General features: G+C 62.1%; 17 protein-coding genes. 8 read left to right on the top strand and 9 right to left on the bottom strand.

Annotation, left to right across the window (positions count from 1 at the left end; genetic code table 11):
* Positions 1–57 precede the first annotated feature (57 nt).
* A complete protein-coding gene (locus BOO71_RS11455; protein ID WP_075831522.1) occupies positions 58–690 on the bottom strand; it encodes a TetR/AcrR family transcriptional regulator in 633 nt (210 codons plus the stop codon).
* 72 nt (positions 691–762) lie between these two features.
* On the opposite strand from BOO71_RS11455, the gene BOO71_RS11450 reads away from it, so the two are divergent.
* The gene (locus BOO71_RS11450) at positions 763–1,893 is read left to right on the top strand and encodes an FAD-dependent monooxygenase (protein ID WP_075832420.1); all 1,131 of its coding nucleotides are present in this window, start codon (positions 763–765) and stop codon (positions 1,891–1,893) included.
* 335 nt (positions 1,894–2,228) lie between these two features.
* On the opposite strand, the gene BOO71_RS11445 is transcribed toward BOO71_RS11450, so the two are convergent.
* Complete coding sequence (locus tag BOO71_RS11445) at positions 2,229–2,648, bottom strand: hypothetical protein (RefSeq protein WP_075832418.1); 420 nt, start codon at positions 2,646–2,648, stop codon at positions 2,229–2,231.
* Between the two features lie 61 nt (positions 2,649–2,709).
* On the opposite strand from BOO71_RS11445, the gene topA reads away from it, so the two are divergent.
* The 5 genes from topA to BOO71_RS11420 all read left to right on the top strand — a co-directional run bounded on the left by topA (position 2,710) and on the right by BOO71_RS11420 (position 8,583).
* Entirely contained in the window at positions 2,710–4,716 is a 2,007-nt protein-coding gene (gene topA, locus BOO71_RS11440; RefSeq protein WP_075832416.1) for a type I DNA topoisomerase, read from the top strand.
* Positions 4,717–4,845: 129 nt separating this feature from the next.
* Complete coding sequence (locus BOO71_RS11435) at positions 4,846–5,703, top strand: hypothetical protein (protein WP_075832414.1); 858 nt, start codon at positions 4,846–4,848, stop codon at positions 5,701–5,703.
* 27 nt (positions 5,704–5,730) lie between these two features.
* Positions 5,731–6,117: a hypothetical protein gene (locus tag BOO71_RS11430; RefSeq protein WP_139322908.1), complete on the top strand. Its 387-nt coding sequence runs from the start codon at positions 5,731–5,733 to the stop codon at positions 6,115–6,117.
* A gap of 25 nt (positions 6,118–6,142) precedes the next feature.
* Entirely contained in the window at positions 6,143–6,523 is a 381-nt protein-coding gene (locus BOO71_RS11425) for a DUF6915 family protein (protein ID WP_217694891.1), read from the top strand.
* Positions 6,520–8,583: a hypothetical protein gene (locus tag BOO71_RS11420; protein ID WP_075832410.1), complete on the top strand. Its 2,064-nt coding sequence runs from the start codon at positions 6,520–6,522 to the stop codon at positions 8,581–8,583. Before BOO71_RS11425 ends, BOO71_RS11420 begins: the two co-directional genes overlap by 4 nt.
* 169 nt (positions 8,584–8,752) lie before the next feature.
* Here BOO71_RS11420 and BOO71_RS26995 read toward each other — a convergent pair whose 3' ends face one another.
* The 7 genes from BOO71_RS26995 to BOO71_RS27795 form a co-directional block, all read right to left on the bottom strand.
* Positions 8,753–9,022: a hypothetical protein gene (locus BOO71_RS26995; RefSeq protein WP_139322907.1), complete on the bottom strand. Its 270-nt coding sequence runs from the start codon at positions 9,020–9,022 to the stop codon at positions 8,753–8,755.
* Between the two features lie 203 nt (positions 9,023–9,225).
* Positions 9,226–9,525: a hypothetical protein gene (locus tag BOO71_RS11415; RefSeq protein ID WP_075832408.1), complete on the bottom strand. Its 300-nt coding sequence runs from the start codon at positions 9,523–9,525 to the stop codon at positions 9,226–9,228.
* 408 nt (positions 9,526–9,933) lie between these two features.
* Positions 9,934–10,974 carry an LptF/LptG family permease gene (locus tag BOO71_RS11410; RefSeq protein ID WP_303046723.1) on the bottom strand — a complete coding sequence of 347 codons (1,041 nt, stop codon included), beginning with the start codon at positions 10,972–10,974 and terminating at the stop codon, positions 9,934–9,936.
* 241 nt (positions 10,975–11,215) lie between these two features.
* Positions 11,216–12,034 carry a hypothetical protein gene (locus BOO71_RS11405; RefSeq protein ID WP_075832404.1) on the bottom strand — a complete coding sequence of 273 codons (819 nt, stop codon included), beginning with the start codon at positions 12,032–12,034 and terminating at the stop codon, positions 11,216–11,218.
* A gap of 75 nt (positions 12,035–12,109) precedes the next feature.
* On the bottom strand, positions 12,110–12,538 hold the full coding sequence (locus tag BOO71_RS11400; protein ID WP_139322906.1) for a hypothetical protein: 429 nt from the start codon (positions 12,536–12,538) through the stop codon (positions 12,110–12,112).
* Positions 12,535–12,750, bottom strand: coding sequence for a hypothetical protein (locus BOO71_RS26375; RefSeq protein WP_217694890.1), 216 nt, complete (start codon positions 12,748–12,750; stop codon positions 12,535–12,537). The genes BOO71_RS11400 and BOO71_RS26375 overlap by 4 nt, the downstream gene beginning before the upstream one ends.
* Positions 12,741–13,118, bottom strand: coding sequence for a hypothetical protein (locus tag BOO71_RS27795; RefSeq protein ID WP_175607431.1), 378 nt, complete (start codon positions 13,116–13,118; stop codon positions 12,741–12,743). The genes BOO71_RS26375 and BOO71_RS27795 overlap by 10 nt, the downstream gene beginning before the upstream one ends.
* Here BOO71_RS27795 and BOO71_RS11390 point away from each other — a divergent pair.
* Positions 13,099–13,860, top strand: a complete 762-nt coding sequence (locus BOO71_RS11390) for an ISAs1 family transposase (protein ID WP_175607430.1) — start codon at positions 13,099–13,101, stop codon at positions 13,858–13,860. The genes BOO71_RS27795 and BOO71_RS11390 overlap by 20 nt on opposite strands.
* A gap of 9 nt (positions 13,861–13,869) precedes the next feature.
* Positions 13,870–14,605 (top strand): transposase (locus BOO71_RS11385; RefSeq protein ID WP_368482874.1); only part of this gene is annotated, 736 nt, incomplete at its 3' end.

Genomic DNA, 14,605 nt, shown 5'->3' with positions numbered 1-14,605 from the left:
GGGAAAGCTGCGGTGGTCAAGGTCAGCGCTGGCATGTGCAGCGTGGCTGAACCTTTCTCAGATGTCTGACGACAGGTCGCGTTCTCCTGAAGACGTGTCCAACCACGGGGTAAGGGCCATCTGGGTGACCCGCAGGAGGGTGGCGCGCAGCTCTACTGGATCCTGTGGAGGCTCCTGCTCTTCAAAAAAGAGATCCAGCACTCCTGTCACTGCCCCGATGAAGGCTCCAGTCAGTGCAGCAGCCGAGATCGGACTGAGGTCTGCTGGGAAGACAGCGGCCAGATGGCGGGCAATTTCGCGCTGCGCGTCGAATTGATGTTGGAGTGCCCGGCCACGGACAGCGGGAACCGTTCGCATCAACCGCAATCGCAACGCCGCCCGGCGGCCCGTCAGGTCATCAGACTCCTGGGCGGAGGTGGTCATGGCGCGCAGCAACACCTGGACTGGGCCGTCGCCAGGCTGCCGGGCCGCGATGGCGCCAATGGCTGCGCCGATGCGCGCGTCGCTCTCCGGGAACAGCAGGTCTTCCTTGCTGGCAAAGTAGCTGAAGATGGCCCGCTTGCTGATCTCGGCGGCGGCGGCAATGTCGTCCAGGGTGGTTTCGGTGTAACCGTGCCGCTCGAAAAGGTCCGTTGCCGCAGTGAGGATGGCCTGTCGGGTACGCAGGCGCTTGCGTTCGCGCAAAGTCATAAAGACCATTGTAGTCACCGGATGCAAACATTCACTCGTTGCAAAATTGCGTCCAGTGAAATATAACTACCTATGACCCTTCCGCGCGTCCTGATTTCCGGCGCTGGTATCGCTGGCCCCACCCTCGCGTACTGGCTGGCGCGCAGCGGCTGGCAGCCCACCGTCATCGAGCGCTCAGACGGCCTGCGCTCCAGCGGCAATCCTGTGGATGTGCGCGGCCTGGCATTGAGCGTCGCCGAACGCATGGGCATCGTCGCGGCCCTTCAGGCCGCCGCGACGCCCGTGCGGGCCATGAGCTTGTATGACCGAGTGGGGCACCGCTTCGCCCGTCTGCCCACCCCAGCGGGCCGCAGCGATGCGGGCACCCCTGAACTTGAGCTTCCCCGCAGTGACCTGGCCCACGTCCTGTTTCAGGCGGCCCATGACGACACGGAGGTCCTCTTTGGCGACACCATCACCGCCTTGCAGCAGGATGCGGACGGCGTGGAGGTCACCTTTGAGCGTCACGCCGCCCGGCGCTTCGACCTGGTGATCGGCGCGGACGGCCTGCACTCCACCGTGCGCCGTCTGGTGTTCGGGCCAGACGGGCAATTCGTGCGGCATATGGGCATGTACGTCGCCACCACGGCCCTTCAGGGTTCGGTTGAGTTGCCGCAGGACGTGTTGCTCCACAATACCCCTGGACGGCTGGTGGCCGTTCATCCGGGGCGAGACCACGCGATGGTCGGCTTCTTTTTCCGGCAGGCTGCCGCTGATGTGAATCACCGGGATCTGGCGGCGGTCAAGCGATTCGTGGCGGCAGCATATGTGGGCGTGGGCTGGCGCGTGCCGGAACTCCTGGAGCAGTTGCACGCTGCACCAGACGTGTACTTCGACGCGGTCAGCGTGGTTCAGACGCCCCGGTGGTCCCAGGGGCGCGTGGCACTGCTGGGGGACGCCGCGTCGTGTCTGTCGTTGTTTGGAGAGGGGTCAAGCCTGGCGATGGCTGGAGCGTACACGCTGGCGCAGGCGCTCAGCGCCTGCCCGCACGATCACGCCCTGGCGTTCAGGCGATTCGAGGCCATACACCGCGCGCAGGTGGCCCCGAAGCTGCGTCATTTTGGCCCAGTGGCGTCGCTGATGGTTCCGCGTTCGTCTCCTGGCCTGATGGTTCGTAATCTCGCCGCCCGTTTGCTGTCGTACGGCAGTCAGAGGAGACAATGACCGTTGGGGAGGGGCAGAGTGAACCTCATGCGATTTCGTGGTCTCTCTGATGCTTGCGAGAACGCTTGATAGCGCAACGATCTGAGCGGACTAAGGGAAGGCAGCTTCTGGCCTTGCGAAACTGTATTGCGTAATATTTGACGCTGGCAACGCCTTCTTGCAACCTATTTTGGACAGGGCGAATTGTAATTTAGATTCCAGGGGCGGATTACTGTTTCGAGTCTAGTCAGACCCCAAATAAGCGTAGCTCCCGGCTTGACGGCTGGCTCAATGCGGAGACGAACGGGCGACGCCTCACCACCCTGGATGCTGACCCCGCCGCCCTACGCTCTCCCCTACTTCTTCTTGCGGGTGTTGCCCAGGCCGAGCTGCTGGCCTTTCTCGTGCTTGGCCTGCATCTTGCGCCGCGTCTCGGCGGCCAGCGCCTTGAAATCCACCGCGCCTGACTCGGCGGCTTCTGATGTGAGCTGGACCTTCGCCGTTCTCGTCCGGGCCTGTGCGAGCGCCGCTCGGGTCTCCTCAGCCCACTTCTCCGCCCTGGGCGTGACCTCGTACACCATCTCGCGCGTATTCCGCTGGTAGGTGCCTTCAGCGCCTCTGCGGGTGTATTCCTTGGGCAGCGTGCACCGTTCGGGCAAATCCGTGGCGACAACCCGGCCATCCCTGACCGCTGCTTTAAAGAGCTTGACAAACGTATCAGACTGCTGCGGGTTTTCTAACTCATTGACGAGATCACTCAATTTACGGTAAGCCATACCTGAGCATGGCACAGTTTTTATAACTCAAACAAGTATGATTGTATTCTCTGGGGGAAAGATGAAAACACTCGTCATTGTTGAGTCCCCGGCCAAAGGGAAAAAGATCCAGGGCTATCTGGGCAGTGCGTACAAGGTCAAGGCGAGTTTCGGTCATATCCGGGATCTTCCCGCCAAAAAAGAGGACATCCCCAAGAAATATCAGGGGGAAGCCTGGGCGCGTCTGGGCATCGACGTGCAAGGGGGCTTTCAACCCCTTTACATCATCCCCGCAGACAAGAAAGCCGTGATCGCCGAGCTGAAGAAGCTGGCCGGGGAAGCCGATGAGGTGCTGCTGGCCACCGATGGGGATAGAGAAGGGGAGGGGATCGCCTGGCACTTGGTCCGCGCCTTGGGCCTCAAGGGGAACTTCAAGCGCATGGTCTTCCACGAGATCACCGAGGACGCCATTCGGAAGGCCGTCCAGAACACCCGGCCCCTGGATTACGCCCTGGTGGGCGCGCAGGAATCCCGGCGCATCCTGGACCGCCTGTGCGGGTACGGGGTCTCCCCCGCCCTGTGGCAGAGCATTGGTTCTGGGCTGAGTGCAGGGCGGGTGCAGTCGGCGGCGCTGGCGGCCCTGGCCCGCCGGGAGCGGGCGCGCATGGACCATGTCCCGGCAGACTACTGGCGTGTCCTGGCACAGGTCATGCCCGAGGGAGAGGGCGCTGAACCGTTTACGGCGGTGGTGGTCAGCATCAAGGGGCAGGGTCTGGCTGGCCCCAAAGACTTCGGTGCGGACGGGCAGTTGAAATCGGATTCCCCGGCGCTGGCGATCACGGGAGAGCAGGCCGCACGGACCGTGGCCTTCCTCAAAGCAAAGGGCGTGAAGGTGGCAAAGGTAGAGACTTCGGCCTACTCCACCAAGCCGCCTGCACCGTTTACCACCTCGACGCTGCAACAGGCGGCGAGCCGGGCGCTGAAGATGGGGCCGAAACGGACGATGGAAGTCGCCCAGCGGCTCTACGAGGGGGGGCGCATCACGTACATGCGGACCGACTCCCCAGCGCTCTCTGAGGAAGCGACAGAAGCCGCCCGTGCGGTGGCGGTGGGGTTGTTCGGTGCGGGAAGCATCCCGGCTGCACCCCGAACGTTCGCGGCCAAGGGGAATGCACAGGAAGCGCATGAAGCCATCCGGCCTGCGGGCAAGGACTTCAAAGCTCCAGATCAGACGGGCCTTGCGGGGGAAGAACTGTCTCTCTACCGCCTGATCTTCACCCGCACCGTCGCCAGTCAGATGACGGACCTTCAAGGCAGCAAGACCACGCTGCACCTGAAAAGCGGTGGGGTGGGCCTGCAATCGTCGGGGCGGGTGGTGCTGGACCCTGGCTTTACCCGGCTCTACAACGACGACACCGACAAAAAAGACGAGCAGCAGCTTCCCAATGTCGCCGAGGGGCAGGCCCTTCCCGTCCAGGATGCCAGGGCGGAAGTGAAGAAGACGCCGGCACCGGGGCGCTTCACGGAGGCGTCGCTGATCAAGGCGCTGGAGAATGCGGGGGTGGGGCGGCCTTCCACCTACGCCAACATCATCGAGGTGCTGAAGAACCGCCAGTACACGGCTTTGGTCAAGGATCAGTTGTATGTGACGTGGCTGGGGCTGGTGGTGGCCGCGTACCTGCAAGACCAGTTTCCGGCGCTGGTGGACCTGGCGTTCACGGTGAAGATGGAGCGTGATCTGGACCGGATTGCGGCGGGGGAGTTGCAGCGGGAGGCGTACCTGACGGAGTTCTGGACGAACGGGTTGGCGCAGACCATTCGGGCCGCGCGGCATGGGCCTCCGGCGCTGGCCCTGAACAAGTTTGCGGGGGTGGTGGTGACAGCTCGCCAGGAGCAGATCGTCATGGTCAGGGATGGGAAGGCGGTGCCACTGGCACTGGATCTGGTGCCGGACACGCTCACGCCTGAAGGGGTGGAGCGGATCATGGCAGGGGAAACGGTCAGGCCACGAGCCTCACGCGGGGCTGCGCCATCGGGCCAGAGCAAAAAGCGCAAAGGCACAGGCAAACCGAGGAAAAAAGCGTCCTGAGAAAGAGTGGGCAATTCTACCAGTGAAATTGACGGCAATTTCGTTGGCTGGCGTGATGGTGGCCCTGACTTGACCAGGGAAGCAACCCTTCCAGGACAAGGAAATCCTGCCTGGTCTACACTTCGCTGAGTGTCCATCATCTTGCCAGTCGCCGCCCTTGTCGGCGGCTCCCTGCTGGCCTGGTTCTTCTTCGGCCTCCCGGCCCTGGTGCTGGTGCCGCTCCTGCTCGCTGGAGCGTGCTTTTCTGCTTTCCACAGGCAGGGTCTGGCTGGCGTCGGCGGTTTTGTCCTGACCTTCCTACTCACCCTGATCCTGATCCCGCTCGTGCTGAGTCTCGGGATCGCCCTGAACTTTGACGCCTACATCGGCCCAAATCCTGGCTCCGATACGTACAGCATCACTGGCCTTTACGTCTACGGAACCCTGAGCATCTCGCTGATTTTGTTCGCCGTCCTGGTGGGTCTCATGCGGACCCGGCACTGGTATTTTCAGACGCCACTCGCCCCGTGGTTGTTTCTGGCAGGCGTCGCGGCGCTCGCGTACTGGCCACCCCTTCCACTGGATTGCCGGACGATCCAGCAGGATTCCTTTCTCGCACCAGAGGGAGAAATCCGCCGTCACGACAGTTGGACCAGGCAACTCAACACTGTGCCGGACAACCAAGAGATCCCGCCTGGTTTTGAACCTGAGATGGCCTTTGTCGGCCTGGCCCGCTGTTCGGTAGACCGAGCAGGCCGCCCCAGACCCCTGGGCTTCCGGGCCAGTGATCCCGTATTGCTCGTTGTCCTGCCGGATAAGCGGGACCAGGGCATGACTTCTTACGCTGCACTCTTCGAGCCTGGAACCCACCGAAAGCTCACGCGCTGGCACGCCTTGCCGATGCCTTACGGGCGGATGCGAAGCTTTCACCCCTACCTGTTGGACAGCGCCTATTACGAGATGCCGCAGCTCCCCGAAGAGTTTGAAGCGGACTTGAAGCGGAGATGACTGCCCCTGAATGCGGTGGAGAGCAGCGTGGGTGAGGGGCAGGCCTACGCGAGACTGTATGACCTGTTGTTTCTGGGGGTCATCCTTGGCGCGCTGCTGTTCTGGCTGCTCCCCAAACCCAGCAGCCTGCGCCGTGACTTCCTCTCCAAGGCGGGCGGCTGGTTCATCCTGGCCGCCTGCTGGACTCCCTGGCTGGTGCTTTACTTGCTCTCCACCTCGCTGTACTCGGTGGACAACACGGAGTTCGTGGCCGTCTTCGCGGGGGTGACCACGGTACTTCTGATTCTGGCGTATGGACTGGGTGACCGGCTGCCGCTCCTGGCCCGTGTGGTCTTCGCGCACGCGGCGGTCTGGGGCGGGTTTTTGCTGGCCATTCCGGCAATGCAGTTCCTGATTTCAAGAGATGTGCTGTAGCGGCTGGGCCACCTGAAAGAGCGCCGTGTCCGGGCTGCGCGATACTGCGGCGGTGGCACACCCCTACCATCACGCGGTCAGTTCCAGCAAGAAATTCGGCGGGCAGCCCGAGGAGTTCCTTCCCATTCACGCCTGGTTTGACCAGACCAAGGCGCACTTGCCCGACGTGCGCCACCGCGCCGTTCTCCATTCCAGCCTGGGCATTTTTCTGTGTGAGCAGGTCTTCGGGCCGACGCTGGAACTGTCCACAGGCAAGCGCATTCCGGTGCGGCTGATCGGCGAGCAGCACGTCATGGAGGACATGGGCGGCGTGATTCCCACCGTTCAGGACTGGCTGGGCGAGCTGCCCCTGCGGCCCTGGATGGTGCGCGGCGCGCGCGACCTGAGCGAAGGGGATGGGCCATGATTCCGCGCGGCTTTACTGAAAAACTTCAGGCTCTGGGCGTGGCGCGGGTGCATTTCGCCTACCACTGGCACGAGGACATCTCGCTCTCCGAGGCCGAGGCTTTTGATCACCACGGCGGACCCGTCGCCCTGAGTCCAGACCTGCGAAATGAGATTGAGCAGGCGATGTATGCCAGCGATGTCGATCTTTACGGCGTTTATCTCTGGGACCTGGACTCGGGCATTGTCGCGCCCTTCGGGCAACTGCTGTATCTGGAGGGCAGCCCGGAACATGGAACCTACGTGATCCGCTTTGAAGGCAACGAGGAGCGCATTTTGCAGGTGCGGCAATGGACGCCGGGGCAACCTGAAGAACGGATCGGCACCTGGCTGACGGACCCTGACCCGAATGTGCGGCTGGCCCTGGCAGAAAACGAACAGATTCCCAGGGCGCTGATCCGCGCGTTGCTGGGTGATCTGTCTGGCGACGTGCAGCGCACCATGCAGTTGTTTGCCCCGCACCCCATGCAGGGTGAATACACCCAGACCCTGATCCGCGCCGGAGACCCGCACGCCCTGCCCATGAGCCTGAAAGCGCTGTCCCACAGTGAGTTTGACCGCGTCCGGCTGGCGGTGGCGAACAATCCCAATACGCCTGGGCGGGTACTGAGCGAGTTGGCTGCCGAGTGGCCGTTTGGGCTGGCCGTGCTGTGCAATCCCGTTTGCCCGCCTGCCCTGCACGCCGTACTGCTGGACCGCCTGGCGAATGAACCGAACAGCGATATTCGGTACGCCGTGGCCGAAGATCCTCGGACGCCCTGGGCCTTGCTGGAACGCTGGCAGCATGACCCTGACCCATACCTGCGTTACCGGGTGGGCAAGCACCCGCATACCCCGCTGGCCGCCCTGAAGGCTCTTGAATATGACCCTGCCGAAGCCGTGCAAAGCGCTCTGGAAGACCGGGCAGCAGAGCTTTCATCCCCCACGGATCTCAGTGAAGGCGAGGTGTCGGGGGGTCAACTCAGTCTGGCTGAGCAGTGGGAAGCGGCGAGGAATGAAGACCTGGCCTTCTCGCTGGGGCGGATGCCTGGGTTGTTCCCGGACGTGTTGACGTACTACCTGGGCCACCCGCGCAAGGCCCAGATTGTCGCCCACAGAAGTGATCTGACGCCGGAGCAGATGCAGACGCTGGCGGATTCCGGGACCACCGAAACGCGCCGCAAGCTGGCTGGAAATCCCTTCCTTCCGGCAGAGACCGCCCAGCAGTTGGCCCGTGACCCGGATGAATGGGTCAGGGTGGCCGTGGCCGGGCGGCCCCGCTTACCCGAGGCCCTTCAGCAGGTGCTGGCCCAGGATGAGTCGTGGTGGGTTCGCCTCAAGCTCACCAGGGCGGCACAACTCTTGCCTTCTACCTGGGAACGGCTGGCGGCTGATCCCAGCATGTCTGAATGGCTGCTGCAAAACCCACAGGTGCCGGTTTCCGTGGCCCGGCAGGTGCTGGAGCGGCTGGATGGCAAATACAGCCTTCTTCCCACAGAACATGCCCGCCCTGAACTTCTGGCCCTGTTCAGCGAGTACGCCAGTGGCAGTGATCTGCTGGCGCTGGCGCACAACCCAGCCACCCCGCAGTCTCCCATCATTGCCCTGTTCCGTCGGCTGCTGGGCGAGGGCCATGATCCGTTAACCTTTTTGATCGCCGATCTTGCGACGCCGCCCGAACTGCTGCGCCGGCTGACGGCGTCTGAGCATGACCTTGAGTTGATCCGTCACCCGGCCATGACGGCACAGGGGCTGTCGGAACTGGTAGACCGGCGGATCGCGGCGCGGTTTCACCGGTCGGTGGATCTGGACGTGGTGCAGCCTATTCTGGCCTCGCCCGTCGTGACGCCGGACATTATCGAAAAGCTGATCGTTCCCGCCACGTTCAGAAAAGAGTTCCGTCTTGCGGTAGCCGCTACCCCCCATCTGCACCCACAGGTGTACTGGAGGCTGTTGGAAGATCCGAACACCGAAGTCATTGATGCTCTTCGGCGCAATGGCACGTTGCCACCTGATCTGCGTGAACGGCTCAGTGCGCCGTAACCCCTGACTCACGCCTCAGCCCTTCCCCACTCCGCAGTGGAGGGCGACACCTGCCGGACCCAGCCACGGTTCTGAACGGCTCAGCGTGCGCCTGGCTATGGGGCGGCTAGGGCGGCATTGACCTGGGTGAGCAGCGGGACCGCTGGGAGGACACTCGAACCCCAGACGATCAGATGGATAGGTGAGTTTCAGGGGTGGGCCTTCCGGCTTGAGGCTGGACCCGGTACTGGCCACCATGTATGCCCACTGGGGCCTTCTCGATGATGATGAATCCCGCTCTGGCCAGTCCAGAGAGTGCATTCGCCCAGGTGCTGAAGCTGCCGCCCAGGTCCGCCGCCAGACTGCGGGCGGAATGCTCGCCAGGGTTGCTGTAGATGTGCAGCCAGACCAACTTCTCGGAGGCGCTAGAACTGTGCAGGCTTACGGGTAATCGTTTCATGGGGAGACCTCGGTGCCGAAGCTGGGTGGGGCTGAAGCGCGGGCGTGGGCGGGAGCTGAGGGCGGTAGGGCCTGAGCCTGCTGGTGTCTTGACGCCCCGGCCCTGTCGCCGTCTGGGCCTTTCGTTTCCGCTCTGCTGAGGTGGCCCCCCTTTGATTGGCGGGGCCACTTTGCTGGGTGAGGTGCTGATCCGCTGGGCGGGCGTTACTTGACCCGCTGGGGCTTTGGCTCGTTCGCGGTCTGAATAATCAGGGCCAGATGGTCTGTCACGGTCTGCGCCAATCGCTGCGGGTCATAACACCCGTCGTTGAGGATCGCGTCAAACATCACATAGTCCAGATACAGGCCCAGCCCTTCGGCGGCGCTCTCCCAGCGTCTGAGTCCGCCTTTCGGCAAATTGGGGTGGAGCAGGCTCCCCTCTGGACGGGTCTTGGTGACGCCCAGCAGCGTGCGGTAATTGGTGGCGGCACCCCGCAGCTCCAGGGCGTGAAACTCTTTGCTCACTCCAAACTTTGCTATGGTAATCTTGACCTCCTGAGGTCGTGTAAGGAGTCTCCTGTTAAGTTCCCCTTACAAGACATAGTGTAGTAAAATCTATACACTGCGTTAAGCGTTTAAGCCTGCCTAGCGTGGGCTTTTCGCTTTGTGATTAAAGTACGTCGCGGGGTGGTTTTCGCCTCCCCTTCACACCCCCTGTGCTGACCACTGGCCGGGCCTGGCACTCATCGCCCCTGGCCTCCTCCCCTTGCTTCTGCCGGGGCCAGAGCGCCCTTAGCTCCGGCTCAGTGGGAGACTTCCCTCCTTAAAAGATTCGGAACGTCATGCGACAGGCCACAGGCTCACCCGCGCCGTTACTCCAGCTCTCGGCCTTGGAAACTTGCGGATCAGGGAAGACAGATCGTGCGTCCTGCATCACCGTAGTCTCCAGGCCAGGACACCCGTCAGAAGCAAAAAAGCCAGATTCGGCACCCAGGCGGCCAGGACAGGATCAATTGCGCCCGCGCCCGCCAAGCCCGGCATGGTGCTCCACAACACGTAGAAGCACACGATGAAGACCAGCACAGCAGCAAATGCGGCAGCACGGTTACGGATGAGCAAACCGAGTAATCCAGCAGCCAGAGCGAAGATCACAGGGGTCACCGGATCGGCAACGCGGGCGGCCAACTGGAAGGTGTAGTCACGCCGGAGTTTGCGCCCCAGCGTGTTGTTATCCAGGGCAGCACGCAGCGCCGCATTGCTGACCTGCTTGGCCTCCAGCGGCGGCGAGCGCAGGGTATCGTTTTGCGGCACCACCAGCTTTCCCAGTTGCTGGAAAGGGTTTTTGCCAGGCTGGATGATCCAGGCGTCCATGAGCGTCCAGGTTTTTTGCTGTGAATCCCAGGTCCCGAACGACGCCGTGATGGTTTCGTCACCGCGCTGCACCATCACGCCTTTGAGCTGGGCCACCTGACTGCCCTCGTTATTCACCACGCGGCCCGCGTAGTACAGCGCGCCGGGCGGCGCATACGTATATTTCTCTTGCCTGGGCGGAGGAGGGGCCTGATCGTAAATGTTGAACCACGCGCGGTCCCAGTTCGCCAGACCCGCCGGGACAAACGTTCCCGCATTGAAATACGCCAGTACGCCCACCAGCGCGAAAGGAAGCGTGAGCGGCCACACCAGACTCAGCGGACGAACGCCGCTGGCAAAGATGGCCTTCAGTTCGTTGTCGCTCTGCATGCGCGAAAAAGTCAGCAGGATGGCGAACGGCACTGCCATGACCAGGGTCTTGTTCAGGCTGTCTGGGAGGATCAACAGGAAAGCGGTCAACGCCTTGCCAAATGGTGGGTGATATGTCAGGAGCTTGTCCACCGTGGTACTGAGCGCGTTGGTCATCAGCAGGGACATGAACAGGACGACACCCGTTAGATACCAACGCATCACCTCCCCAAGGACTGCTCGAATCAGGATCACAAGCGAAATTCTAGGGACTTCAGAATGAGGAAGAACCACGGCAAGCTCTGGAACTGACCGCCCCACACCACGAGGCCCCCGCCCGCGCCCGCGCTGTTTAAGTAAGCATCTGGGAGATGGAACCCGCCTTCAACGGCCCTGCTGAGCATTGCCCAGCGCCATTCTGGGCGGGAAGCGGCCCATTGCAAGCGGTAGAACTGGCCTTCCCGCCGCGCCGACGGACTGCGGCATACAGAGGCTGCTAAGCCATCAGGATTGGCGTTTCCAACTCGACGATCAATCCCAATCTTGCATCTTCGGCTCGCTCCGCCTCTGTGTCGCCCCAGGCGTCTACCTCAACTTGTGTGATGCCCAATCCCTGCACCGCCTGACAGACCGCCAGAAATAAGGCTTGTCTCAGACCTGTTCCCCGCAGATCAGGCCGAACACTGGGCGTTCCCAGAGCAAGTTTGTCGCCTTCCAGCCAGGCCCGGCACAGGCCCGCCGGATCGCCGAAAGCGTCATAGGCCAGTCGTCCCAGTGTGTCGTCTGAGCCGAGAAAGTCAGGTTGCGCGGCCTCGTCGGGAACATGGGAGTGGCCGATGCGGTCCGAGTACAGGCGCTGGGCAGCCAGTCGGTCTTGCGAACTGCGCGCCTCGGAAAGTGGAACCAGACTGAGACCTTCTGGCACATCAGGCAACTGGGTGGGGAGGGGGCCAGTCATTCGGGTGTACGCGCTCACATGGCGCAAGCCAGCAGCCTCTAGCGCCGCTCTAGGGAACAGGCCAGGCTCGGCATAAGCGTAAAGGTGAGACTGGCTGGTCTGGGCCGCTTCAAGCAGGACCAGCGTTGCTTCTTGTTGCCCAATCCCAGGAAAAGTGCCGCCCATGACTTCTGCTCCGTGTGCAGGTGAGGGCCGCAAACCAATGGCCCCGGCGATTTCCCCATCCACATCCTGAACAAGCCAAGCTGCCGTCAACTGAGAGAGCGTCCCTGCCAGATCCTGCTCACTGGCCTGATACAACTTCGCCAGAACAGGTGAGATTTCGCCGGGATCAACTCGAACGGCCTGAAAAGTCATGATCGGAGTTTAGCCAAAAACCTCTTCAGGTCGTTTTGGATCAGGTCAGCCTTTTGAACGTCTCCCACCACCCTTTTAGTCAGCAAGTGGACCTTCATAACCAGAGCGCTCTTCCTGCTGCGCGGCCTTGAGGTACTCGATCAGCGCCGCCTCGACGACATCACCCAACGTCATGCCCTGAAGACCGGCCAGCCCCGCCGCCCGCTTCAGCTCCGGCCTGATCCGCACGTTCAATTGCTCGCGCGGAACGTCGGTGCGTTTGGGGCCGCCCTCGTCTCCACGTCGGCCCTTGCGCTGGGGGGGCAGCGCGTAGGCGGCTGGATTCTTGAGGGTCTGCCGGGAGTTGATCTCTGGTGGATTGAGGCGCTGGAACGTTGTTTCCGTTTGTTTCGGTGCGTCTTGCTGTTTTGCTAGCACTTCCGTCTTTGCCAACTCTTCCGGCCTCTGCGGCTCGTCTGAAGTGGCGTAACTGAATCGGCCTTTAGAAGGTTTGGAAGGAGTCACAACGCCACCTCGCGGGCCACGCCCTGAATGTCGGCCCAGGCTTCCCCGGCACGCGGGTCCCGCACGTCGCGCACCAGCCCATCCGCCTCAGCGGCCCGCTCGTGGGCGGTATAACGGCGCACCACCGTTGCCAGACGGGTCACGCCTGCTTCTCTCAGCGCGTCACGGGCCTCCTGGCCCACAGGCGGGGCCTTGGTGATCACTACGCGCACTGCTTCCATGCTTCCAGCTCGTCGCCTGTCCGCAATTGTCGCCACAGGTTCAGGGTGGACTGGATCTCCAGCCGGGACGCACCACAGGGCATCAGCACCGTTTCGAAGGTGCGAACCAGCTTCCTCAGATCGTCCACCGAGGGCCGCCCCTCGCTGTTCACGATCAGGAAGGCCAGCGGCTTCAGGCCCTGGGCGGCGGCCTCCGGTGACAGCACCTCGAAGGGCAGGGGGGCCAGCTCAGCACACTGGAGACAGGAACGCACGCGGCTGTCCTCGTCCACCAGGGCAACGGGGCCGCGCTCGGCCAGTGCGCCCGCCAGATTAAATGCCAGGGTGGACTTACCGATTTTGCTGGCTGGCGATGGCAAAGTGTTGAAAGGCAGTGCCAGAGAGGGCGAGGCCGCCCTGTCTTTTCTCTCCGTCTTCTTGCACGAACTGTCATTGACCGTGGCGCAGATCCCTCAGAATGGGCGGCACGAGGCGCGTGTGCTGGACGACATGCTGGACACAATCCAGCGTGTATTCGGCAACAAATGGATGATCACGTTGGACGCGGCCTATACCGAGTCGGGGCTGACAGGGCGAATCATTGAAGCAGGCGGAGCCTACTTCGTGCCGCTGAAGAACAACACCAGAATCCTCAAGGAATGGGCTGAACTCGCGTTTCAATACCCCTCGGTCATGACCTACCAGGATGAGGAGCGATGCAGTGGCGAGACCTGGATTCGTACCACCAGCACGCAGACCGAGATTCCAGAGGACATCTTGCTCACCTTGCCCGCTGCCCAAACCTTAATTCGCCGGGAACACCACGTCACGCACCGAGATGGCCACGTGACCCACGAGGTGCGGTTTGCCGTGAGCAGCGTGCTGCTCACGGCCAGGGAAGCCGAGGACGTCTGGCGGCAACACTGGAGCATTGAAAATCGGAGCCATCATCGGCGCGATACGATTTTCTATGAGGATCGCTGCCGACTTCGGCAAGGAGCGCAAGGATTAGCTGTGCTGCACGGTATCTTGTTGACCCTTTTACAAGCGCAGACACGACAGCTCACTGACCTAGTCAGACGCCTTTCAGTACCGGACAACTTGATGTTGGCGGCGTCCTGAACAGCGTTTTTGCCGTTTGAGTATCTGGTTGCAGTCTGGGACGGCAAAAGGCGGCTTCTTGGAGTTATGAGACAAGAAGAAGCCGCCTTCCTCGACGCTATCAATTTCGCCGATCTTCTGAAAGAGCGCTTCCCCTTTTTGCGGCGCGACACCTTGCAACGCGTCCAGGATGCGTTCTGTGCGCTGATTGAGCAGCGCACCACCAATCAGCAGCAGTGGTCCCAGGCCATGCCTGGGACTGGCTCCCCAGAAGCCAAGAAAAAACGTCTGGGACGGTGTATACAGGATCCGCAACTGGACAGAAATTTCTTCCTGTCCTTTCTGATCTCGCTTCTCCCTGCTGGGAAGCTGGTCCTCAGCCTGGACCGCACAAATTGGGAGCATGGTGACACTCCGCTCAACCTCCTCGTTCTGGGCGTCGTGTTGGTGGGATTCACGCTCCCCCTCGTCTGGGTGGCGCTGGATCACGGTGGATGCAGTGACTCGGCCACCCGTGAGCGACTGGTGGCGAGGTTGCTTGAGAGCCTTCCAGCACAGCGCTGGAAGGCACTGGTGGCCGACCGGGAGTTCGTGGGAAAGCAGTGGTTCACCTTTCTGCGGAAACGGAAGATCCGCCGCGTGATTCGCATCCGGGCTGACAGCGTGGTGGACGAATTGCGCGTCGATCAGTGGTTCGGGGACGTCCAAATCGGAAAGAAGCGCTGTCTGTTCGAAAAGGGCTGGGTCTACGGCTGCGTGATGCAGG

The organism is Deinococcus marmoris, from assembly GCF_001949125.1.
GTDB lineage: Bacteria > Deinococcota > Deinococci > Deinococcales > Deinococcaceae > Deinococcus > Deinococcus marmoris_A.
The sequence above is the reverse complement of the archived record's forward strand: the minus strand, read 5'-3'. Positions and strand labels throughout refer to the sequence as shown.

Bases quoted from the DNA above. Each gene is read 5' to 3' on its own strand.
- BOO71_RS11455 (WP_075831522.1), bottom strand. From the start codon at position 690: ATGACTTTGCGCGAACGCAAGCGCCTGCGTACCCGACAGGCCATCCTC.
- BOO71_RS11450 (WP_075832420.1), top strand. From the start codon at position 763: ATGACCCTTCCGCGCGTCCTGATTTCCGGCGCTGGTATCGCTGGCCCC.
- BOO71_RS11445 (WP_075832418.1), bottom strand. From the start codon at position 2,648: ATGGCTTACCGTAAATTGAGTGATCTCGTCAATGAGTTAGAAAACCCG.
- topA (WP_075832416.1), top strand. From the start codon at position 2,710: ATGAAAACACTCGTCATTGTTGAGTCCCCGGCCAAAGGGAAAAAGATC.
- BOO71_RS11420 (WP_075832410.1), top strand. From the start codon at position 6,520: ATGATTCCGCGCGGCTTTACTGAAAAACTTCAGGCTCTGGGCGTGGCG.
- BOO71_RS26995 (WP_139322907.1), bottom strand. From the start codon at position 9,022: ATGAAACGATTACCCGTAAGCCTGCACAGTTCTAGCGCCTCCGAGAAG.
- BOO71_RS11405 (WP_075832404.1), bottom strand. From the start codon at position 12,034: ATGACTTTTCAGGCCGTTCGAGTTGATCCCGGCGAAATCTCACCTGTT.